This window comes from Pseudomonas sp. MYb118, from assembly GCF_040947875.1.
In the GTDB taxonomy this organism is placed as follows: domain Bacteria; phylum Pseudomonadota; class Gammaproteobacteria; order Pseudomonadales; family Pseudomonadaceae; genus Aquipseudomonas.
In genome coordinates, this window is the sequence record NZ_JBFRXN010000003.1 from 685,229 (window position 1) to 707,245 (window position 22,017).

At 64.0% G+C, this 22,017-nt stretch carries 15 protein-coding genes; 8 read left to right on the forward strand and 7 right to left on the reverse strand.

All coding sequences use genetic code 11. The annotated features are described in order from the left end of the window. Positions 1–81: 81 nt before the first annotated feature. The 6 genes from ABVN20_RS24525 (at position 82) to ABVN20_RS24550 (ending at position 10,803) form a co-directional block, all read left to right on the forward strand. Positions 82–2,085, forward strand: a complete 2,004-nt coding sequence (locus ABVN20_RS24525; protein ID WP_368558336.1) for a DUF1302 domain-containing protein — start codon at positions 82–84, stop codon at positions 2,083–2,085. A gap of 41 nt (positions 2,086–2,126) precedes the next feature. Beyond that, entirely contained in the window at positions 2,127–3,485 is a 1,359-nt protein-coding gene (locus ABVN20_RS24530) for a DUF1329 domain-containing protein (protein ID WP_368558337.1), read from the forward strand. A 249-nt stretch (positions 3,486–3,734) separates the two neighbouring features. Next, complete coding sequence (locus tag ABVN20_RS24535) at positions 3,735–4,808, forward strand: WD40/YVTN/BNR-like repeat-containing protein (protein ID WP_368558338.1); 1,074 nt, start codon at positions 3,735–3,737, stop codon at positions 4,806–4,808. Between the two features lie 31 nt (positions 4,809–4,839). Beyond that, positions 4,840–7,353: an RND family transporter gene (locus ABVN20_RS24540; RefSeq protein WP_368558339.1), complete on the forward strand. Its 2,514-nt coding sequence runs from the start codon at positions 4,840–4,842 to the stop codon at positions 7,351–7,353. Positions 7,354–7,360: 7 nt separating this feature from the next. Further along, on the forward strand, positions 7,361–9,139 hold the full coding sequence (locus tag ABVN20_RS24545; protein ID WP_368558340.1) for an acyl-CoA dehydrogenase C-terminal domain-containing protein: 1,779 nt from the start codon (positions 7,361–7,363) through the stop codon (positions 9,137–9,139). A 14-nt stretch (positions 9,140–9,153) separates the two neighbouring features. Next, positions 9,154–10,803, forward strand: a complete 1,650-nt coding sequence (locus ABVN20_RS24550) for a fatty acid--CoA ligase (RefSeq protein WP_368558341.1) — start codon at positions 9,154–9,156, stop codon at positions 10,801–10,803. Positions 10,804–10,830: 27 nt separating this feature from the next. Here the strand turns inward: ABVN20_RS24550 and ABVN20_RS24555 are convergent, their stop codons facing one another. The 4 genes from ABVN20_RS24555 to ABVN20_RS24570 all read right to left on the reverse strand — a co-directional run bounded on the left by ABVN20_RS24555 (position 10,831) and on the right by ABVN20_RS24570 (position 14,545). Continuing rightward, on the reverse strand, positions 10,831–11,727 hold the full coding sequence (locus tag ABVN20_RS24555) for a DUF2950 domain-containing protein (protein WP_368558342.1): 897 nt from the start codon (positions 11,725–11,727) through the stop codon (positions 10,831–10,833). Next, positions 11,724–13,187 carry a DUF3300 domain-containing protein gene (locus tag ABVN20_RS24560; RefSeq protein ID WP_368558343.1) on the reverse strand — a complete coding sequence of 488 codons (1,464 nt, stop codon included), beginning with the start codon at positions 13,185–13,187 and terminating at the stop codon, positions 11,724–11,726. Before ABVN20_RS24560 ends, ABVN20_RS24555 begins: the two co-directional genes overlap by 4 nt. Before the next feature lie 97 nt (positions 13,188–13,284). Beyond that, the gene (locus ABVN20_RS24565) at positions 13,285–13,956 is read right to left on the reverse strand and encodes a MarC family NAAT transporter (RefSeq protein ID WP_368558344.1); all 672 of its coding nucleotides are present in this window, start codon (positions 13,954–13,956) and stop codon (positions 13,285–13,287) included. Positions 13,957–13,978: 22 nt separating this feature from the next. Continuing rightward, the gene (locus ABVN20_RS24570; RefSeq protein WP_368558345.1) at positions 13,979–14,545 is read right to left on the reverse strand and encodes a hypothetical protein; all 567 of its coding nucleotides are present in this window, start codon (positions 14,543–14,545) and stop codon (positions 13,979–13,981) included. A 730-nt stretch (positions 14,546–15,275) separates the two neighbouring features. Here ABVN20_RS24570 and ABVN20_RS24575 point away from each other — a divergent pair. Next, a complete protein-coding gene (locus ABVN20_RS24575; protein ID WP_368558346.1) occupies positions 15,276–15,737 on the forward strand; it encodes an MEKHLA domain-containing protein in 462 nt (153 codons plus the stop codon). On the opposite strand, the gene ABVN20_RS24580 is transcribed toward ABVN20_RS24575, so the two are convergent. Next, positions 15,734–16,684 (reverse strand): site-specific integrase, encoded by a 951-nt coding sequence (locus tag ABVN20_RS24580; protein WP_368558347.1) that lies wholly within the window; start codon positions 16,682–16,684, stop codon positions 15,734–15,736. The two genes, ABVN20_RS24575 and ABVN20_RS24580, sit on opposite strands and share 4 nt — an antisense overlap. A gap of 182 nt (positions 16,685–16,866) precedes the next feature. Between ABVN20_RS24580 and ABVN20_RS24585 the strand changes: the two genes are divergently transcribed. Then, positions 16,867–17,871 carry a DNA-binding protein gene (locus ABVN20_RS24585; protein ID WP_368558348.1) on the forward strand — a complete coding sequence of 335 codons (1,005 nt, stop codon included), beginning with the start codon at positions 16,867–16,869 and terminating at the stop codon, positions 17,869–17,871. A 92-nt stretch (positions 17,872–17,963) separates the two neighbouring features. On the opposite strand, the gene ABVN20_RS24590 is transcribed toward ABVN20_RS24585, so the two are convergent. After that, positions 17,964–18,635: a response regulator gene (locus tag ABVN20_RS24590; protein ID WP_368558349.1), complete on the reverse strand. Its 672-nt coding sequence runs from the start codon at positions 18,633–18,635 to the stop codon at positions 17,964–17,966. After that, positions 18,610–21,993, reverse strand: coding sequence for an ATP-binding protein (locus ABVN20_RS24595; protein ID WP_368558350.1), 3,384 nt, complete (start codon positions 21,991–21,993; stop codon positions 18,610–18,612). Before ABVN20_RS24595 ends, ABVN20_RS24590 begins: the two co-directional genes overlap by 26 nt. Positions 21,994–22,017: the final 24 nt, after the last annotated feature.

Below are 22,017 nucleotides of genomic sequence, written 5' to 3' on the forward strand. Positions count from 1 at the left end.
CACTCCTGAAACGCAGGCACCTGGAGGCCCGCGAGAGGGCGGCTGCGCTTAAAACAAAATAAAAATGGCGGAGACAATGCAATGCACAACACCAAGAGTCACGGCTTCACCGGTTTACGCTACAGCTTGCTGGCCTCGGCCGTCCTGGCCGCGATCATGCCGGCGGCCCATGGCGTCGAGATCGACACGGGAAACCCGGACTGGACCGTGCGCCTGGATAACACCGTCAAGTACAACTACGGCGTGCGGACCGAAAGCGCCGACAAGCGCATGTTGGGCACGCCGAACAACAACGACGGCGACTACAACTTCCGCAAGGCCGGCACCAACATCACCAACCGTGTCGATCTGTTGACCGAGATGGACGTGGTTTACCAGAACCACATGGGCTTTCGTGTCAGCGCCGCCAGTTGGTATGACAAGGCCTACGAAAACACCGGCTCCAACTCCAACCCGTTCGTCAACGGCAATGGCTCGACCTCCGGCCTGGTCGCCAATGACCCGCGCCTGGCCCCTGTCACCCGCGACAATGTCGGTTTTGGCAGCCCGCACCTGAGCAACTACGCGCAGCGTTATTACACCGGCCCGTCCGGGGAAATCCTCGATGCCTTCGTGTTCTACAGCACCGAAGTGGGCGAGGAGTCGATGCTCAGCGTCAAGGCCGGCCAGCACAACGTGTTCTGGGGCGAAACCCTCCTCAACCCGGTGCACTCGATGAGCTACGGCCAGTCGGGCCTGGACCTGGCCAAGCTCGCGGCCTCGCCGGGTACCGAAGCCAAGGAGCTGTTCGTCCCGCGCAACCAGTTGTCGATGTCGTTCACCGTCAACCCCGAGTTGACCGTCGGCGCCCAGTACTTTCTCGACTGGGACGCGGCTCGTCTACCGGAAGCCGGAACCTACTATGGCGGTTCCGACCTGGTCGGTTTCGGCGCGCAGTCGTTCCTGCTCGGCAACACTAACGGTGTTGTTCCTGGCAGTCCTCTGGGGTGCGGCCTGGCGCCGTGCAATGGTTTGACCAACGTACGTCGCGGGCATGACCTGACGCCGGACAAGCGCGGCGACTGGGGCATCATGGCCAAGTGGTCGCCGGCCTGGCTGGATGGCACCCTGGGCGTGTACTACCGCGAAACCTCGGAGATCCTCCCGCAGGCCTGGCTCGACGCCCGTGGCCTGAGTTCGGCCAACGCCAACGGCACCCGACCGGCCGGGCAAGTGCCGGCGGTGGTCAACACGCTGAACTCGCTGAGCACCGCCACCTACCAGCTGGCCTACGCCGACAACATCAAGATCGTCGGCCTGAGCCTGTCCAAGGACGTCGGCGGCGTCAGCGTCGGTTCCGACCTGAACGTGCGCCACAACATGCCGCTGGCCAGCATCCCGGCGATCGTCAGCACCAACAGCCCGCTGGGCCTGGGCCAGGGCCTTGGCCTGCTGCCTGCGCGTACGGCGTCCACCGGTGTGATCTACGACACCCCGGAAAAGGGCGACAGCATGAGCGCCACCGGTGACACCCTGCACTGGACGCTCAACGGCCTGGTGACCCTGCCGAAAACCCCAGTGTTCGACTCCGCCACGCTGCGGGCCGAGCTGTACTACAGCAACCTGCTCAAGCTCGATAGCAAGAACGAAGCGCTGTACAAGGGCAAGGACACCTACCGTGGCATCGACGCGCCGACCCGCGACAACTGGGGCATCGCCGTCAACTTCACCCCCACCTGGTACCAGGTCCTGCCGGGCGTGGATTTCAACGCGCCGATGTCGATCAACGTCGGCCTGGACGGTGTGTCGCCGGTATCCGGTGGCGGCGCCAAGGACACCGGCAACTACGCCGTGGGCGTCGGGGCCGTCGTGTACAACAAATACTTCATTGACCTGAAGTACGTGGACTCTTTCGGCAAGGCCGACAAATGCAACGTCAGCGGTGTCAGCACCGGCCCGACCGGCGGTGACGGCTCCACGCCGAACGCCTTCAGCGGCAACCAGAACTACGCCTGCTACGCCGGCGGCTACTCGGCCTTCTCCGGTGGCGGTGCCACCACCGAAGACCGTGGTGCGGTTTACCTGACGATGAAAACCACCTTCTGATTCACCACTGGCTTGCGCACTGCAAGCAGGAGAACGTCAAGATGAAATTCGCCAAAACCCTGTTGGCCGCCTCGCTGGCCATGGTCCTTGCCGCCCAGGCCCAGGCCGCCGTATCCACCCAGGAAGCCGCCAAGCTGGGCAGCAACCTGACCCTGGTGGGTGCCGAGAAGGCCGGCAACGCCGACGGTTCGATTCCCGCCTACAGCGGCGGCCTGACCACGCCGCCGGCCAGCTTCAAGGCCGGTGACAGCATGCGTCCGGACCCGTTTGCCAGCGAAAAGCCGCTGCTGGTGATCGACGGCAAGAACGTCGACCAGTACAAGCACCTGCTCAGCGCCACCACCGTGGAACTGGCCAAGCGCTTCCCGACCTTCCATGTCGACGTGTACCCGACCCACCGCACCGTGTCGCTGCCCCAGGCGGTGCTGGATAACGGTGTGAAGAATGCCACCGGCGCCAAATCCCTCGAAGGCGGGCTGGCCATCGACAACGTGCTGCCGGGCGTGCCGTTCCCGATCCCGCAATCGGGCAGTGAAGCGATGTGGAACTTCCTGCTGCGTTATCAGGGCGTGAACATCAGTTCCAAGTACGACTCGTGGAACGTCGATGCCGCGGGCGTGCCGAGCCTGGCGATCACCGGGCAGGCGTTCATTTCCTACCCGATCTACGAAAACCTCGCGCAGCCGATCAGCAGCGCCGACGTCTACTACCAGATGAAACTGGCCTACACCGGCCCTGCGCGCCGGGCCGGCGAAGCGGTGATGCTCAAGGACGCCGCCAACCCGTTGCAGCAACCGCGCCGCGCCTGGCAGTACCTGCCGGGGCAACGCCGGGTCAAGCTGGCGCCGAACCTGGCGTACGACACGCCGAACCCGGGGACCGCCGGTGCCGGCACCTACGACGACGTGTTCGTGTTCAACGGCGCGCTGGACCGCTACGACTGGAAGCTGGTCGGCAAGCAGGAAATGATCATTCCGTACAACACCTACAAGCTGACCTACGCCCAGGACCCGAAATCGCTGACCACCGCCAACCACCTGGCCAGCGACTACGTGCGCTGGGAAAAACACCGCGTGTGGGTGGTCGAGGGCAACCTCAAGGCCGGCGCCCGCCACATCTACCAGAAACGCCGTTTCTACCTGGATGAAGACAGCTGGACCGCTGTGGCCTCCGACCAGTACGACGCCCGTGGCCAGCTGTACCGCGGCTCCTTCGCCTTCCTGAGCCAGAGCTACGACAAGCAGGTGCCGGATTCCACGCCGTTCATGATCTACGACCTGGTCGGTGGCACCTACAACATCAACGGGGTGGTCGGGCCTTACGGCGGCATCAAGTACATCGACCCGCTTTCGAAGGCGCAGTGGTCGGCGGAATCGCTGGCAGGTGCCGGGATTCGCTAGAAGCGACCTGTAGGAGCGGGCTTGCCCGCGATGGCGGTGTGTCAGGTCTGCCGCCATCGCGAGCAAGCTCGCTCCTACAGGGAGGGATGCAGCCTTTGTGGGAGCGAGCCTGCTCGCGATGGGTTCAAGAGCACCGCGGGGTGTCAGGCCTCCAGCGTCATCGTTAACGACCATCGCGAGCATGCTCGCTCCTACAGGGTTGTCGCCATTGGCGGGCCCTTGTGGGTGATTTTGCTGAGAGGAAGCGGTATGGGTTTGAACAACATTTACCGGCGCCTGGCACTGGCCTGTCTGCTGGCCAGCGTGCAGGGCGTCAGCCAGGCCGCCGCGTATGTCGACGTGCTGGACCTGCCGGCCAAGGCCAGTGCCCTGGCCGTCAGCAGCCCGTTGTCGGGTACGGCGCGGGCCGGTGAGCGGCTGGTTGCGGTGGGCCAGCGGGGCCACATCGTCTACAGCGATGACGGCGGCGCGCATTGGCAGCAGGCGCAGGTGCCGGTCAGCGCCGACCTCAATGCGGTGAGCTTTGCCAACGCGACCCAGGGCTGGGCCGTGGGCGGCGACGGCGTGGTGCTGCACAGCATTGATGCTGGCGCCACCTGGAACAAACAACTGGACGGGCGCCAGATCGGCGCCTTGCTGGTCAAGCATTACCAGGCCCTGGCCGATGCCGAGCCGGACAACCCGCAATGGCCGGCGCTGGTGGCCGAAGGCGAGCGCCTGACGCAGCAGGGCGCCGACAAGCCGTTGCTGGATGTGTGGTTCGCCAACGAGCGTACTGGCTACGTGGTCGGCGTGTTCAACCTGATCCTGCGCACCGACGATGGCGGCCAGAGCTGGACGCCGTTCCAGGATCGCACCGACAACCCGCAGGGCTTTCATCTCAACGCCATCGCTTCCACCGGCGATGCGCTGTACATCGCCGGCGAGCAGGGCCTGTTGCTCAAGTGGGACCAGGCCAGCCAGCGTTTCGCCGCCATCGCCACGCCTTACCAGGGCAGTTTTTTCGGCGTGCTCGGCAAACCGGGCGAGGTCCTGGTGTTTGGCCTGCGCGGCAATGTGCTGCGCAGCGGCGACGGTGGCGCCAGTTGGACCGCCCTGGACAGCGGCCTGCACGTGAGCATCACCGCTGGTGTCGTCGACGCCCAGGGCAATTATCGCCTGTTCACCCAGGGCGCGCGGATGCTGGTCAGCCAGGGCAGCGGCGCGCAGATGCGCCTGGTGCAACAGGCCGAACCGGTGCCGGTGACCGGCGCCACCCGGGCCGGCAACGGTTCGCTGCTGGTGGTGGGCAGCCGGGGCGTGCGCACGCTGTCGGTTGAATAAGTCTTCGAACCCTAACAACGAGAACCCAGACATGGGCAACATCAAACAAGAAAGCATGCCGGTGATTCGCGAACTGCGGGATTTCGACCGCCAGTCAGGCAATCGGCTCGAACGGCTGGTGTTCAATGGCCGGCCGCTGTTCATGCTGCTCATGGCCCTGGCCACCGTGGTGCTCGGCTACATGGCCGCGACCCGTCTGGAGCTGCGGCCCAGCTTCGAAAAAATGATCCCGCAGAGCCAGCCCTACATCCAGAATTTCCTTGAGAACCGCCAGTCCCTGCGCGGCCTGGGCAACTCGGTGCGGGTGGTGGTGGAAAACACCCGCGGCGACATCTTCGACCCCGGCTACCTGGACGTGCTCAAGCAGGTCAACGACAAGCTGTTCCTCACCGAAGGCGTCGATCGCGCGTGGATGAAGTCGCTGTGGAGCCCGGCGGTGCGCTGGACCGAAGTCACCGAGGAAGGTTTCCAGGGCGGCCCGGTGATGCCCGATACCTACCAGGGCGAGCCTGCGCAGATCGAGCAGTTGCGCCAGAACATCTCCCGTGCCGGGATCGTCGGCAGCCTGGTGGCCAGTGACTTCAAGTCGAGCATGCTGATCGTGCCGCTGCTGGACAAGGCCACCGCCAGCGGCAAGCGCATCGACTACCGGGCGTTCTCGCAGATGCTCGAGGAGCAGTTGCGCGACCAGATCGAGTTCGCCGGCGACAGCGCCGCACGAAAGGCCGGGGAGGAGGGCAAGGGCCCCTACAAGGTGCGGGTGATCGGCTTCGCCAAGTTGATGGGCGACCTGATCGACGGCCTGATCCAGGTGATGATGTTCTTTGGCCTGGCGGTACTGACCTCGCTGGCGATCATCTACGCCTACACCCGGTGCGTGCGCAGCACCTTGCTGGTGGTCGGCTGTTCGCTGATCGCGGTGGTCTGGCAGCTCGGCATCGTCGCCTGGCTGGGCTATGCCATCGACCCGTATTCGGTGCTGGTGCCGTTCCTGATCTTCGCCATCGGCGTGTCCCACGCGGCGCAGAAAATGAACGGGATCATGCAGGACATCGCCCGCGGCACCCACCGCCTGATCGCCGCGCGCTACACCTTTCGCCGCCTGTTCATCGCTGGGGTCACCGCGCTGCTGGCCGATGCCGTGGGCTTTGCCGTGCTGATGTTGATCGACATCCCGGTGATCCGTGACCTGGCGATCACCGCCAGCATCGGCGTGGCGGTGCTGATCTTCACCTCGTTGCTGCTGATGCCGGTGGCGCTGTCCTACGTCGGTGTCGGCGCCAAGGCCGCCGAGCGGGCGCTGAAAATCGACAGCCGCGCCGACCGGCACAAGGGTTTTGGCCGGCTCTGGGACCTGCTCGACCGCTTCACCACGGCCCGCTGGGCCACCGGCGCCGTGCTGGTGGGCTTGTTGATGGGTGTTGGCGGTTTTATGGTCAGCCAGCACCTGAAGATCGGCGACCTGGAGAGCGGGGCGCCGGAGCTGCGCGCCGACTCGCGCTACAACCGCGACAACGCCTACATCACAAGCCATTACGCGCTGTCCAGCGACCTGTTCGCGGTGATGATCAAGACTGCGCCGGAAGGTTGTCTGAACTACAAGACCCTGGTACTCGCCGACCGCCTGGCCTGGGAACTGCAGCAATCGCCGGGGGTGCAGGCCACCGCGTCGCTGGTCAACGCGGTGCGCCAGATCACCGCTGGTACCTATGAAGGCAACCCCAAGCTCAACAGCATCCAGCGCAACCAGGACGTACTCAACTACGCCGCGCAGCAGGCTTCGGTCAATTCGCCGGAACTGTTCAACACCGATTGCTCGCTGATGCCGGTGATCGCCTTTCTCAAGGACCACAAGGCCGAGACCCTGGATGAGGTGGTGGCGATTGCCGAACGCTTCGCCCAGGACAACAACAGCGAGGAGCGCCAGTTCCTGCTGGCGGCCGGCTCGGCGGGGATCGAGGCGGCGACCAACATCGTCGTGCGTGAAGCCAACCACACCATGCTGCTGTACGTGTACGCGGCGGTCACGCTGTTCTGCCTGATCACCTTTCGCAGCTGGCGGGCCACGGTGGTGGCGCTGTTGCCCCTGGTGCTGACCTCGATTCTCTGCGAGGCGTTGATGGTGGCCATGGGCATCGGCGTGAAAGTCGCGACCCTGCCGGTGATCGCCCTCGGTGTCGGCATCGGCGTCGACTACGCCTTGTACCTGCTCAGCGTGCAGTTGCACTTCCAGCGCCAGGGCCTGCCGTTGACCCAGGCCTACCGCAACGCCGTGTCCTTCACCGGGCGCGTGGTCGGGCTGGTGGGCATCACCCTGGCTGCCGGCGTGGTGTGCTGGGTGTGGTCGCCGATCAAGTTCCAGGCCGACATGGGCATCCTGCTGACCTTCATGTTCCTGTGGAACATGCTCGGCGCACTGGTGCTGATCCCGGCCCTGTCGTACTTCCTGCTGCGTGAACGCACGCCGATCGCAGCCCCCGCAAGCAACACCAACAAAACCACCGAACGACCCGGCATGCCCCATGCCGTGAACACTTGCGAGTAAGTCCACAATGTCTGAATACCAAGCTCCCCTGCGCGACATGCGCTTCGTACTCAAGGAAGTTTTCCAGGTGTCGCGCCTCTGGGCCAGGTTGCCTGGCCTGGCCGACGTGATCGATGAAGAGACCGCCGCGGCGATCCTCGAGGAGGCCGGCAAGATCAGCGGCGAAGTGATTGCGCCGCTCAACCGCGCCAGCGATGAACAGGGTTGCACCTGGAACAACGGCGCGGTCAGCGCCCCGGATGGTTTCGCCGAGGCCTATCAGGCCTTTGCCGAGGGCGGCTGGGTCGGGGTTGGTGGCGATGCGCGATTTGGTGGCATGGGCATGCCCAAGGCCATTTCGGCGCAGGTCGAGGAGATGGTCAACGCTGCCAGCCTGTCATTCGGCCTGTACCCGATGCTCACGGCCGGTGCCTGCCTGTCGATCAACGCCCACGCCAGCGAAGAATTGAAAGCCACCTACCTGCCGAACATGTACGCCGGCACCTGGACCGGCTCGATGTGCCTGACCGAAGCCCACGCCGGCACCGACCTGGGGCTGATTCGCACCCGCGCCGAACCGCAGGCCGACGGCAGCTTCAAGGTCAGTGGCAGCAAGATCTTCATCACCGGTGGCGAGCACGACCTGACCGAGAACATCATCCACCTGGTGCTGGCGCGCCTGCCGGACGCCCCGGCCGGGCCACGGGGCATCTCGTTGTTCCTGGTGCCCAAGGTGCTGGTCAATGCCGACGGCTCGCTGGGCGAGCGCAATGCGCTGTCCTGCGGCAGCATTGAACACAAGATGGGCATCAAGGCTTCGGCCACCTGCGTGATGAACTTCGACGGCGCCACCGGCTGGATCGTCGGCGCGCCGGGCAAAGGCCTGGCGGCGATGTTCACCATGATGAACTACGAACGCCTGGGCGTGGGCATTCAGGGCCTGGCCCAGGGCGAACGTGCTTACCAGAACGCCGTCAGCTACGCCCGCGACCGCCTGCAAAGCCGCGCGCCGACGGGAGCGCAACACAAGGACAAGGCCGCCGACCCGATCATCGTCCACCCCGACGTGCGCCGCATGCTGCTGACCATGAAGGCCCTGAACGAAGGCGGCCGCGCGTTTTCCAGCTACGTGGCGCTGCAACTCGACACCGCCAAGTACAGCGAAGACGCGACCCAGCGCAGCCGCGCGCAGGATCTGGTGGCCTTGCTGACCCCGGTGGCCAAGGCGTTCCTCACCGACATGGGCCTGGAAACCACCCTGCACGGGCAGATGGTCTTCGGCGGCCATGGCTACATCCGCGAGTGGGGCCAGGAACAACTGGTGCGTGACGTGCGCATCACGCAGATCTACGAAGGCACCAACGGCATCCAGTCCCTGGACCTGCTCGGGCGCAAGATCGTTGGCAGCGACGGCGCGTTCTACCGCCTGTTCGCCGCGGAAATCCGCCATTTCATCGCCCATGCCTGCGCTGACTTGTGCGAGTTCACCCGGCCGTTGAACGCCGCAGTCGACACCCTCGACGAGCTGACTGACTGGGTGCTGGACAAGGCCCGCAGCAACCCCGACGAAATTGGCGCCGCCTCGGTCGAATACCTGCACGTGTTCGGCTATACCGCGTACGCCTACCTGTGGGCGCGGATGGCCAAGGCTGCGATGAGCACCCATGCCAGCGATGCGTTCTACACCAGCAAACTGGCCACTGCGCGGTTCTATTTCGCCCGCCTGCTGCCACGCATTCACTCGCTGAGCGCCTCGGCCATGGCCGGCAGTGCCTGCCTGTTTGCCTTGCCCGCCGAACAGTTCTGAACGGAAGCCCAACCATGATGGCGACAAAAATAATCCCCCCCGCTGAGGGCGCCTACGCCTATCCGCTGCTGATCAAGCAATTGCTGTTGTCCGGTGTGCGTTATGAACCGGGCCGGGAAATCGTCTACGCCGACAAGCTGCGCTACAGCTACCAGACGCTACACCTGCGCGTGCGCCGCCTGGCCAATGCGCTGACGGCGGCCGGGGTCAAGGCCGGCGACACCGTGGCGATGCTCGACTGGGACAGCCACCGTTACCTGGAATGCTTTTTTGCCGTGCCGATGATCGGCGCGGTGCTGCACACGGTGAACATTCGCCTGTCGCCGGAGCAGGTACTGTTCACCATGAACCACGCCGAGGATGACCTGGTGCTGGTGCACGATGATTTTGCGCCACTGGTTACGCAGATTCGCGAGCGACTGGACACCGTCAAGGGCTTCATTCGCCTGAGTGACGACGCCAGTGTCAGCACCGCACTGCCCGTGCTGGGCGAGTACGAGCAGTTGCTGGATGAAGCTTCGGACCAATACGAGTTCGCCGATTTCGACGAAAACTCGGTGGCGACGCTGTTCTACACCACCGGCACCACGGGCGACCCCAAGGGCGTGTATTTCAGCCATCGGCAACTGGTGCTGCACACACTGAACGCAGCCGGCACCCTCGGCGCCTTCCAGGGCCAGCCACTGTTGCGCTCGGACGATGTGTACATGCCGATCACGCCGATGTTCCACGTACACGCCTGGGGCGTGCCTTATGTGGCGACGCTGCTGGGGCTCAAGCAGGTTTATCCCGGTCGTTACGAGCCCAACACGCTGGTGCGGCTGTTCCGCGAAGAGAAAGTCAGCTTCTCGCATTGTGTGCCGACCGTGCTGCAGATGATCCTGAACTGCGAAGAAGGCAGGAAAACCCGCTTCGAAGGCTGGAAAATGCTCCTGGGTGGCAGTGCGCTACCGCTGGGCATCGCCACGCAGGCCAGCGAACGGGGCATGTGCGTGCACGCAGGCTACGGCATGTCGGAGACCTGCCCGTTGCTGTGCCTGACCTACCTGCGTGATGAGCAACTGACGCAGCCGATGGCCGAGCAACTGCCGACGCGGATCAAGACCGGCACGCCGATCCCATTGGTCGACCTGAAGATCATCGACGCCAACGGCCAGGACGTGGCCCACGACGGCGAGTCCCTGGGCGAAATCGTCGTGCGGGCGCCCTGGCTGACCCAGGGCTATTTGAAGGAACGGGAGAAGGGCGCCGAGCTGTGGCAGGGCGGTTGGCTGCACACCGGCGACATGGCTTCGATCAATCCGCTGGGCTGCGTGGAGATCAAGGACCGGATCAAGGACGTGATCAAGACCGGCGGCGAGTGGATCAGCTCGCTGGAACTGGAAAGCCTGATCAGCCAGCACCCGGCGGTAATGTCCGTGGCGGTGGTGGGCATTGCCGACGAACAATGGGGCGAACGCCCGATGGCGATGGTGGTGTGCGAAGCGGGGCAATACCTGGACCGCAAGGTGCTGGAAGCCCACCTGCAAGCCTTTGTCGATGGCGGGCGCATCAACAAATGGGCGATCCCCAAACAGTTCAAGTTCGTCGCCGAGATCCCCAAGACCAGCGTCGGCAAGATCAACAAGAAGCTGATCCGCGAGAACGAACTGGCGTCCAGTTGATCGCTTGATCCGTCGCCCCGGGGAGGTTCATTGTTCCGGGGCGACGGTGACTTCCTGCCAGCTGTCATCGGGGTCGAACAGCTTCATGGCCTGCGCCACCTTGGCGCCTTCGGGCCCCAGGTCTTTCTCGAAGACCTGGCCGTCGTGGCTGATCATGAAGCTCATCACCCCGGTGTCGTCGTACTTGACCGGCCAGGCGATCATGGCAAAACCGCGGCTCATCTTGTCGCCGATCAGGTAGCTGTAGGCGCCGCCCGGTGCCGAAGGCCCCTGGCCATCGAGGATGCGGAAGTGGTAGCCGTGCCAGCCTTCGCCGGCCACGCTCTTGCCGTACAACGGCCCCAGGGGGCTGATCTGCCCGCTGTCGTCTTCTGCCCAGTAGAGCCCGTCGTGCTTGCCGGGGGTGCTGAAGATTTTCTGCGCGTATTCCAGCGCGCCGTCGCCGTCACGATCCACTGTCGCGTAGTCCATCTGCGCGTCGTGGTAGGTCAGCACCGCCTGTTGTGCGTCCAGTTCGTTGCGGCCGATGCGGCGGGTGCGCAGTTCGGCGTCGCCGGCCTTGATGTCGAAGCGCCAACCGCTGTCGCCCTTGACCAGCGGGATGGGCAGCGGCCAGTTGTCCTTGCCCACCGCGAGGGTGGCCTTGCGCTCGCCGGTTTTTTCAATGTGGTGCTGCTCGTGGTACTGCTTGAGGAAGGCTTCGACATCTTCGCGCTGCGAACCCTTGCGCGGGATGTAGGTTTGCCAGTCCTGGCCCAGCAGTTCGGTCAGGCGGGCCTGGTCGGCGCGCTCGGTGCCCAAGGCCTTGACGAAGGCTTCGGCGGCTTTTTCCGGGGTTGGGAAGGATTGCTGGGCCGCTGCAATGCACGACCAGGCCATGCCGAGCAACAGCGCCAGTGAACTGGCTTTGAAGTGCGTGTTCATCGACGGCCCCCCCGCGAACGTGCCCCGGCGCCGGACGGCCGGCTGATCTGCCGACCCTCCATGCGTGCACCGCCGCCCCGCTGGGCGGACGCCTGACTGGCCCGGCCGCGCAGGGCCTGGGCGTTGGATTGCGACGGCGAGCGCACGCCGGCGAAGGCGTTGTTGCGTGCGGCGCCCTGGCGATTCTGCGAGAAGTCCTGGCGGCGCTGGTTGTTCTGCGCGGTTTCGCGGCGCGCTTGCTGGTTATCACGCAGGTTGCGGTTGTCATTCTGGCTGCGGTCGGTGGCCCGTGGCCGCTCGTTGCCTTGTTGCAGGCGGTTACCGACCGAACCCTCGGAGCGCGCCTGGCGCATCTGGTCCTGGGCCTGGCGATTGCTGGTGGCCGGGCGCTGGATGCCGGCGCGGTCCATGGAGTTGCGCGCGCGGTCGCGGGCCTGGGCACGCTGCGCATCGTCGCCGCGGAAGGCTTCGCGCTGGCGGGCGCCGTCCAGTTGCCGGCCGTACTGTTCACGGCTGCGGGCATCGCGGTAGGGCACACCGTCGCGATTGGCCGGGTTGTGCTGCCACTTGTTGCTGCTGATGCGGTTATTGATGTTGTTGCCATTGATGTTGTTGTAGCGGTTCACGTCGATGTCGACGTCGTTGTTGCCCCAGTCGCAGTCGCCCCACAACGAGGCGACGATTGCCACGCCGGTGCCGAACGCCAGCCCGGCCACCAGCGCCTGGCCGGGGTAGTAGGCGGGTGGCGGTGGGTAGTAGGCCGGTGGCGACGCCGGGTAAGGCCAGGTGCCGTAGGCGGTGGTCGGGTTATAGGTGGGCACGTACACCACCTGCGGGTCGGCAGGCTGGATGATGATGGTGGAACTGCCGCTGGCCGGTGCCGCCGGCAGGGTCTCGGCTTTCGGCCGGTCGGCGGGCGCGGGTGGGGGAGTCGGGGCAGGCGCGGCGACCTGCACCGTGACGTTCTGGTACTGGTTGCTCTCCAGGTTGCCGGCGGCCTGCGCCTGGCGCCGCAGGTTCTGCACGCCATTCATCAGGTCGTCCGGTTGCGCGAGGAAGGCGTCACCCAGGCGCTGCACCCACACCGGGTCCTGGCCGAGGGTGGCGAGCACCTGGGGAAAGGCCACCAGGGCCTGCACGCTGGGGTCCCAGGGCTGGTTGGCAACTTGCTTGACCGCGTCGTCGCCCTTGGCATTGGGGTTGGCCTTGGACCAGGTCACCGCTTCGGCGACTTCGCCGGGGTAGGTGCTGGCCATCAACACTTGCGCGAGCAACGGGTCGGGGTAGAGCGCGATGGGCGCGGCCATCTGCTCCAGTTGTTCCTGGGTGAACACCGGGTCCTTGGCGGGCGCCGCCGAGGTGGCGTTCTCGGCAGGAACGGGGGGCGCCTCCTGTGCCAGCGCCGCCGGCCCACCTAGAAACACAACGACTGACACCGCGCACACCCATGAAATACGCATTGCCTTACCCCTGTGTGACCACCTGATGTGGAATGAAGGGATCCCTGTCGAGACGCTGGAAAAGGGCGAGTTCCGAGCCCATCGACAAGCGTAGCCGCTACTGCGGACGCAGCATGTGAAAGTTGCTGTCGATCAGCGTCTGGACGATTTCCACCGCGCCATTGATCGCAAATTGTGCGCCCATGCACACCAGCAGGAAGCCCATCAGTCGGGAAATGGCGTCGATCCCCGACTTCCCGGTCATGCGCATGATCAGGCCCGAGCCGCGCAGGCATAACCACAGGATCAGCGCGGTGAACAGGAAAATCAGCGGCGGCGCGACCCAGATGACCCAGGGCGCAAATGCCGTGCTGTTCTTGATCGTGGCGGCGGAGCTGATGATCATCGCGATCGTCCCGGGCCCGGCGGTACTGGGCATGGCCAGGGGGATGAAGGCAAAGTCGGCCTGCTCGCTGACGGTATTGGCCGGCTGCGGTGCCGGCGTGGGCGGGAACAGCATCTTCAGGCCCATGATGATCAGGATCCCGCCACCGGCCATGCGCAGGCCCGGTATGGAAATATTGAACACGTCCATGACCAGCTCACCTATGTAGTAGGTGAGCGTCATGATCAAAAACACATACAGTGACGTGAGGAAGGCCTGGCGGTTCTTTTCCTGCTGGTTCAGCCCTTTGCTCAGCGCAATGAACAACGCCACGGTGGTCGGTGGGTTGGTCAAGGGCAACAGGGCGAGCAGCCCGAGCGCAATGGCGTTGAGCAGGTCGGTCATGTCGGCGCTTCCCCAGGGGCTGTCAGCGTGACGTGGTGACCTTCAGCACTTCGGTAAACACCGCGTCGACCGTCTGGCCCACCTTGAGCTTGCTCATGCGCGCCTGCAGGTCGGGGTTTTCCACCTTGACCACGCGAACCTGGCCTTCGGGTGGCAGCAGCGTCACCTCGTGTTTATTCAGGTCGATGGCGGTGATCTTCGAGGTGACGCGCACCTGGCGAATCGCCTCGCCACCGGGGTTGGGGTTGTCCTTGCCGGCGCGGGCGACCATGGATTCATTGCTGACCCCAGGCTGTCCGCCTTCTGTGGTGTCGAGCACATAGGCGACCGAGCGCGCCACCTGGATGTCGACCTTGTCGCCGACCTTGAGATTGTCGAGGTTCTTGGCCTGGTCCGAGAGCTGGATCACCACCGGTTTGCCCTCGGCATCCTCGATGGTCACCTGATGATTGGCGGCATCGACGGCCAGCACCTTGGAGATAATCTGACCTTCCAGCGTCTTGGTACCCAACGGGATTTCAGCGGCGTGCGCCAGGGACATGATCGAGGCAAAAGCACCAGCATAGGCAAGAAAGCGGATCGTTTTCATGGGCCTGCATTTCCGTGTGATGTTGGACAGGACTGCGCGATGGAAGGCAGGACGCATGGCGCATTCGCCAAAGCATAGACAGTGATTGGCGATGTGCTGGGTAACCGATCTACGGCTATGCCACCCAACCTGTAGGAGCGAGCTTGCTCGCGATAATCGTCAACGATAACGCGGATACCCTGACACCCTCATCGCGAGCAGGCTCGCTCCCACAAGGACACCACCAGACCTGTGGGAGCGGGCTTGCTCGCGAGAAAATGGCCCAGGCACCGCGGGCTTCCTGCTGCCCCGCGGTGTTCTTGCGACCATCGCGAGCAAGCCCGCTCCCACAGGGATTTGTGTCGGCCACAAATCATGTGGCGTGCCTGGACTTTTGTGGGAGCGAGCCTGCTCGCGATAATCGTCAACGATAACGCGGATACCCTGACACCCTCATCGCGAGCAGGCTCGCTCCCACAAGGACACCACCAGACCTGTGGGAGCGGGCTTGCTCGCGAAAAAATGGCCCAGGCACCGCGGGCTTCCTGCTGCCCCGCGGTGTTCTTGCGACCATCGCGAGCAAGCCCGCTCCCACAGGGATTTGTGTCGGCCACAAATCGCGTGGCGTGCCTGGACTAATGTGGGAGCGAGCCTGCTCGCGATAATCGTCAACAATGACGCGGGCTTCCTGCTGCCCCCGCGGTGTTCTTGCTACCATCGCAAGCAAGCCCGCTCCCACAGGTTTTTATTGATGACTGATCTGCACATCATCCAGCAACTCGACCAATCCTACCGGCACTGGACCGGACACGGGCTTCCGGTCCCGGCGTCCGTCGAGGGTTCGCGCGAAGCCTGGATACACCATCACGCCCCTTACAGCCTGGTGGCCCACAACGACGCCGCCGACCCGCATTTCATCTACACCAATGAATGCGCCCTGACCTGTTTCAAATACAGCCGCGAAGAGTTCTGCGCCATGCCATCACGTTTCAGCGCTTCGAGCCTCGATCGCGCTGCACGCCAGGCGCTGCTCGAGGTGGTGACTGCCAAGGGCATTGCGTCCGGGTACACCGGCTACCGGGTCGATCGCCATGGCGAACCCTTCATGATCTACGACGGCATCGTCTGGGAAGTGCTGGACGCAGAGGGCGTGCGCAAAGGGCAGGCGGCATTGTTCTGGCCGCAGCCTGCACCCACCGGCAGGTTCGATTAACCGGTAACCCTTGCCACCGCCGCGGGTGCCTGGACTGCCAGGCCCGCAAACGAAGCGGCGGAATCCACATAACGCAGCGCCGATTTCACATCCTTCCAGCCCACATAACTCATCAAACCCTTGATGTCCCAGCCATTCGCCGACGCCCAGGTGGCAAAGCCGCGGCGTAGCGAATGGCTGCTGTAGAACTCGGCGGCGACCCCAGCGTTGCGAAAAATACGCCGTAGCAGCGCAATCATGCTGTTGGGGTTGAGGCCGTCTTCGGCCAGGTGGCCCCAGCGATCAATCTTCCTGAACACCGGGCCTCGGGCGATGCCGGCTGCGGTGATCCAATTGATGTAAGCCTGAACCGGGCACAGTTTTTTCAGCGCGGGCGTGTGATAAGTCGCCCCGAGATGCCGGCGATCACCTTTGGATTGGGGCAAGTAAAAGGTGATGCCTTTACCTGCCTCCGCCTGGGTGTGCTCGACCTGCAAGCGGGTCAGCTCGTCACCGCGAAACCCGCGCCAGAACCCGATCAGCAGCAGGGCGATGTCCCGTCGATGGCGCATCACGCCGGGCCAGTCACCGCGCTCGGCCGCCAGGCTTGCTTCGCGCTCCAGCCAACTGGCGGCTTGCTCCAGATGAACGAGCAGCAGCGGGGCGGCCTGTTTTTCCCGAACGGGATGCAGCGCCCGGATGCCCTTGATCATCTGCCTGACGGTCGGCGTCTTGGTCGGATCGGGAAAGCCCTGGGTGATGTGCCATTGCGCCAGCGCCGCCAGGCGTTGCTTCAGCGTGCTGATCGCCAGCTTGTCCGCGTACTCGGCGAGGTAACGCACGATGCCATCGCCGGTGGCCGGCAGAAAGCCGCCCCACGTCACTTCGAAGTGCTCCACCGCGGCCCGGTAGCTGCGCCGGGTGTTTTCCCGGGTGCCGGCCTGCAGATAGCGATCAACCTTGTTCATTACGTCTTTCCTGCGCAAAACGCGCCTTGTTACGGACGGCGAGGGGCGGAAATTGCCCATCACATGCGATAACGCTCAATTATTTTATCAAAGACTGAATGTTTCTTTGTGCTATTTTTATACATAACGTAGTATGTAAATACGTATTACGTAATACGGTATGAAATCGTAGGAGCGAAGACATGGCGCGTGGCGGCGTAAACAAGGTGATTGTCCTCAGGGCGCGGGACTCGTTGCTGGCACGCGGCGAGAACCCGAGCATCGACGCCGTACGTATCGAGCTGGGCAATACCGGCTCGAAAACCACCATTCACCGCTACCTCAAAGAGATCGAGTCGTTCGAACCGCGACCGCAAACTTCCCGCGAACAACTGAGCGAAGAGCTGACAGCGCTGGTCGGCGGCCTCGTGGATAGGCTGACGGAAGAGGGGCGGGAAGCGACTGACCTGGCCCAGGCCGAGTTCGATCAGCAGCGCGCAGCGTTTGCCGAGCAGCTCGACGCCGCACAGGCGCAACTCGCTGCGCTGCAACGCCAATTCGATATCCAGAACAGCGCCCTGGCCGCGCAAGCCGAAGAACTGCAGCTCTGCCAGACCAGCCTGCAAACCGAGATCACCCGCAATGCCCGCTTGAGCCAGCACAGCAGTGACCTGGAACTGCGGGTCCAGGAAAAAGACGAGCAGATCCGCTCCCTGGAAGAAAAGCACCAGCATTTACGCGAAGCCCTGGAGCACTACCGCAACGCGGTCAAGGAGCAGCGCGAGCAGGAACAGCGGCGCCACGAGGGCCAGGTGCAGCAGGTGCAGGTCGAACTGCGGCAATTGCAGCAGACCCTGATGCTCAAGCAGGACGAACTCACCCGCCTGAACCGCGACAACGAGCGCCTGTTGAGTGAAGCCCGCCAGCAGGCGAAGGCCACGGCCACCCAGGCCGACGCGATGCAGCGCCTGAGCGAGGAAAACGCCCACCTGAACACCGCCGTGGCCAGGGCCGAAGGCGCCCGCGAGCTGCTGCTGGAACAAGTCGGCGTGTCAAGCGATGAAATCAAGACGCTGCAAGGCGCGGTCACGCAGGCCCGCCAGCAGGTAGTGGACGCCGAGCGGCAACTTGAGCAAACCCGCGAGCAGGTAACCGCATTCCAACAGACGATCAAACAATCCGAAGAAGGTGAAGCCCATGACCAGTAAAACTGTTGAGCGTAACGACGTGGCGGCAGCGCGTTCGAGCCTGAAGACAGCCCACGAGCGCTTCGTTGAAATGCTGTTGACCGGTGACCGGATCAATCCTCTCTCGTCATCGCGGCCAGCGCTACCGACGTTGCAGCGGTCCGCGTCTCCACACCCAGCTTGATGTAGATGTGCTCAAGGTGCTTGTTCACCGTCCTTGGGCTCAATTGCAGGATGTCGGCAATGTCCTTGTTGGTCTTGCCGCAGGAGACCCAGCGCAGCACCTCGACCTCGCGTTCGGTCAGGTGAAAGCGCTGGGACAAGCGTGTGAACACCTGCGCGTCATCGAAACCCACCGGTTGCGCAGCGCTGCGTGCCGATTGCAACGTGCGCGCCGTGCGCAGGTGTGAGGCGACCCGCGCGATCATCTCGGCGCACTGGATCGGCTTGGTGACGTAGTCGATGGCACCGGCCTCGAAGCCCTTGACCACATGATCGGTGTCGGTCAGGGCCGTCATGAACAGCACCGGAATGTTCGAAGCCTCCGGCTGCTGCTTGATCTGCCGGCAGGTCTCGAAACCGTCCAGCCCCGGCATCATCGCGTCCAGCAGGATCAGGTCGGGGCGCCGGCGCTGGATGCGCGCCAGGGCGCTGCTGCCGTCCAAAGCCACCAACACCATGTAGCCGGCTTCATCCAGGGCATCGGACAACAGCGCGAGGTTGTCCGGGGTGTCGTCGACAATCAGGATGACGCCTTTTTCATTCGCCTGGGTGATGGCGTTCATGGAGCACCTCCTTGAGTTGCAGGCTCAGTTCGTCGAGGCGGAACCCCTTGGCCAGCGTGCGCAGGTCGGCAATGAAGCCGGCGCTTGCAATGCTGTCGCGTTCGATGGCATCGAGTTTGTTCTGGATGCCGCGCACGTGGCCGAGCCCGCACAGCTCATACAGATCTTCCAGGTCCTGGCGCGGCGGCAGCACCCAGGGCGTCTTTGTCTCGACACGGTTGAGCGGACGGTGCCGCCACTCAAGCTGCAAATGGTGTTTGAGTCGGTCGAGCAAATGCCGCAGGTGCACCGGCTTGGCCAGGTAGTCGTGGCCGAGGTTGTCATCGGGGGAGGTGTTGGCGTTGGCCGACAGCACGATCACCGGCACGTTCGAGCCTGCGTTATGGCGGATCATGCGGATGGTGGCCCAGCCGTCCATGTCCGGCATGGACAGGTCCATCAGGATCAGGTCCGGATGCAGCAGCGACACCTGGCGCACCGCGTCCATGCCGTTCTCGGCCTGGACGATGTCGAAGCCGAGCGGGGCGAGCATGCCGCTGATGACCTTGCGGTGTTCGATGTGATCGTCGACCACCAGTACCCGCCGTCGTGCGCCTTCGTAGCCGATCACATCGTGGTTGGCGTCCTCGACGGCCTTGGGCACCCGCACTTCGGAAAGAAACAGGCGCACCTGGAAGCGCGTGCCTTCGCCCGGTGTGCTGGACACCGACAATGCGCCGCCCATCAGTGAGGTGAGCATGCGGGTGATGGTCAGCCCCAGCCCCACGCCGTTGTCCTGGCGGGTCTGGCCGCCGCGTTCGAAGGGTTGGAAGATCCTGTCGATCTGCTCCGGGGCGATGCCGATGCCGGTGTCGATGATGTCGAAGATCGCGGTTTCCCGGCGATAACTGACGCGCAGCAGCACTTCGCCGCGGTCGGTGAAGTTGACCGCATTGCCCAACAGGTTGATCAAAATCTGCCGCACGCGCTTTTCGTCGCCGCGCACCACCATCGGCATGCGCCCCTCAAGTTCCAGGCGAAAGCCCAGGTTCTTGTGTCTGGCGGTGCTGGCGAAGATTTTTTCCAGGTCGTGGAGAAATTCCTGGAAGAGGATTTCCGAGGGCTCCAGGCGCAACTTACCGGCCTCGATCTTGGCCACGTCCAGCAAGCCGTCGATCAGCGACAACAGGTGCGAGCTGCTGCGCATGATGGTTGCCAACGGGTCCTGGTGCTGGGCCGGCGTGAGCCCATCGCGTTGCAGGATCTGGGTAAACCCCAGGATGCTGTTGAGCGGGGTGCGCAGCTCATGGGACAAGCCGGTGATGTAGCGGCTCTTGGCGGCGTTGGCGGCTTCGGAAGCTTCCTTGGCTTCCTGCAGGGCCTGGTCGGTTTTCTCGTGGGCTTCGATTTCCTGGATCAGCAAGGACGTCTGGCGTTCGGATTCTTCCTGGGCGACCCGCCGGCTTTCCCGGGTCAGCACGATCCACCAGGCCAGCACCCCGGCCGATACGCACACCATCAGGAATGCCTTGAGAAACGCCAGGGTCAGCAGGTGCTGGGCTTGTGGTGACTGATCGACCAGGCCATGGGCGACCTGGTTGTAGATCAGCGCCAGTCCGCCGGATGACCCCGCCATCAGGATCGCCAGCAAGCCCAGGTATTGCGCCAGCCGCGTGTGCAGGTAGCGGCGCGGCAGGCGCGGCAGCAGCCGGGTGATCAGGTCTTCGAGTTGCAGCGACAGCCGTGCCCGCGACTTGCACTGGTCGGCGCAGCGCGCATCCAGCGAACAGCACAGCGAGCAGATCGGTGAACGGTAGGCCGGGCAGTAGGCCATGTCCGGCGTTTCGAAGTGGTTGTTGCACAGGCCGCAGCGCAGGTTGTCCTGGGCGCCGGTGGGGTAGAGCAGGTGGCTGTCGCTGCTGCGGGCGATGTAGTAGCGGCCTTGGGTCAGCCAGGCCAGCAGGGGCGCGGTGATCAGCGCGATGGTCAGCGAGATCAGCGGCGGCGCCGCCTGGGCCAGCGAGCCGAACAACCCGAAGTGCGCGCAAAACGAGGCCAGCGAAGCGATCAGCATGGCGCCCACGCCCACCGGGTTGATGTCGTACAGGTGCGCGCGCTTGAACTCGATGTGTTGCGGTGACCAGCCCAGCGGCTTGTTGATCACCAGGTCGGCGACCAGCGCGCCAATCCAGGCGATCGCCACATTGGCGTAGAGCCCCAGCACCTGCTCGATGGCATCGAACACGCCCAGTTCCATCAGCACCAGGGCAATGGCAACGTTGAACACCAGCCAGATCACCCGCCCCGGATGGCTGTGGGTGACGCGGGCGAAGAAATTCGACCAAGCCAGGGAGCCGGCGTAGGCGTTGGTCAGGTTGATCTTGATCTGGGAAATGATCACGAACAGGGTCATGGCCGCCAGTGCCCACTCCGGCGAGCTGAAGACATAGCGATAGGCGACCAGGTACATCTGCGTCGGTTCGGCGGCCCGCTCGATGGGCACTTCGTATTGCAGGGCGAGAAACGCCAGGAACGCCCCGGCCATGATTTTCACGGCGCCGGGTATGATCCAGCCGGGGCCGGCCATCAGCAACGCCGCCCACCAGCGCTTGCGGTTGCGCCGGGTCTTTTCCGGCAGGAAGCGCAGGTAGTCGACCTGCTCGCCAATCTGCGTGACCAGCGACAACGCCACGCTGAACGCTGCACCGAACAGCAGCAGGTCGAAGGTACTGCCTTCGCCTTCGCGCCCGGAAAAGGTCAGCCAGTCGCTCAGGGCCGTGGGGTTCTTGCAGATCACGAACACGTACGGCACCAGCAGCAGGACCAGCCACAGCGGCTGCGACCACATCTGCAGGCGGTTGATCAGGGTGATGCCGTACGCCACCAGCGGGATCACGATCACCGAACAGATGACGTAGGCCAGCGCCAGGGGGATGTGGAAATACAGCTCAAGCGCCAGGGCCATGATGGCCGCTTCCAGGGCAAAGAACAGGAAGGTGAAGCTGGCGTAGATCAGCGAGGTGATGGTCGATCCGATGTAGCCGAAGCCGGCGCCGCGGGTCAGCAGGTCCATGTCCACGCCATAACGCGCCGCGTAATAGCTGATGGGCAGGCCGGTGAAGAAGATCACCAGGGCCGCGGCGAGGATCGCCCAGGCTGTATTGGTGAAGCCGTAACTCATCACCAGCGCACCGCCAATCGCCTCCAGCGCGAGGAACGACACCGCGCCGATGGCGGTGTTGGCGATGCGCAGTTCCGACCACTTGCGAAACGACTTGGGCGTGAAGCGCAGCGCGTAGTCTTCCATGGTCTCGTCGGCGACCAGCCGGTTGTAGTCGCGGCGGATTTTGATGATGCGCTGGGAGCCTGGAGTGTGCACGGTACGCGTCCGCAGAAGAGGGGG

Bases quoted from the DNA above. Each gene is read 5' to 3' on its own strand.
- ABVN20_RS24525 (WP_368558336.1), top strand. From the start codon at position 82: ATGCACAACACCAAGAGTCACGGCTTCACCGGTTTACGCTACAGCTTG.
- ABVN20_RS24530 (WP_368558337.1), top strand. From the start codon at position 2,127: ATGAAATTCGCCAAAACCCTGTTGGCCGCCTCGCTGGCCATGGTCCTT.
- ABVN20_RS24535 (WP_368558338.1), top strand. From the start codon at position 3,735: ATGGGTTTGAACAACATTTACCGGCGCCTGGCACTGGCCTGTCTGCTG.
- ABVN20_RS24540 (WP_368558339.1), top strand. From the start codon at position 4,840: ATGGGCAACATCAAACAAGAAAGCATGCCGGTGATTCGCGAACTGCGG.
- ABVN20_RS24545 (WP_368558340.1), top strand. From the start codon at position 7,361: ATGTCTGAATACCAAGCTCCCCTGCGCGACATGCGCTTCGTACTCAAG.
- ABVN20_RS24550 (WP_368558341.1), top strand. From the start codon at position 9,154: ATGATGGCGACAAAAATAATCCCCCCCGCTGAGGGCGCCTACGCCTAT.
- ABVN20_RS24555 (WP_368558342.1), bottom strand. From the start codon at position 11,727: ATGAACACGCACTTCAAAGCCAGTTCACTGGCGCTGTTGCTCGGCATG.
- ABVN20_RS24560 (WP_368558343.1), bottom strand. From the start codon at position 13,187: ATGCGTATTTCATGGGTGTGCGCGGTGTCAGTCGTTGTGTTTCTAGGT.
- ABVN20_RS24565 (WP_368558344.1), bottom strand. From the start codon at position 13,956: ATGACCGACCTGCTCAACGCCATTGCGCTCGGGCTGCTCGCCCTGTTG.
- ABVN20_RS24570 (WP_368558345.1), bottom strand. From the start codon at position 14,545: ATGAAAACGATCCGCTTTCTTGCCTATGCTGGTGCTTTTGCCTCGATC.
- ABVN20_RS24575 (WP_368558346.1), top strand. From the start codon at position 15,276: ATGACTGATCTGCACATCATCCAGCAACTCGACCAATCCTACCGGCAC.
- ABVN20_RS24580 (WP_368558347.1), bottom strand. From the start codon at position 16,684: ATGAACAAGGTTGATCGCTATCTGCAGGCCGGCACCCGGGAAAACACC.
- ABVN20_RS24585 (WP_368558348.1), top strand. From the start codon at position 16,867: ATGGCGCGTGGCGGCGTAAACAAGGTGATTGTCCTCAGGGCGCGGGAC.
- ABVN20_RS24590 (WP_368558349.1), bottom strand. From the start codon at position 18,635: ATGAACGCCATCACCCAGGCGAATGAAAAAGGCGTCATCCTGATTGTC.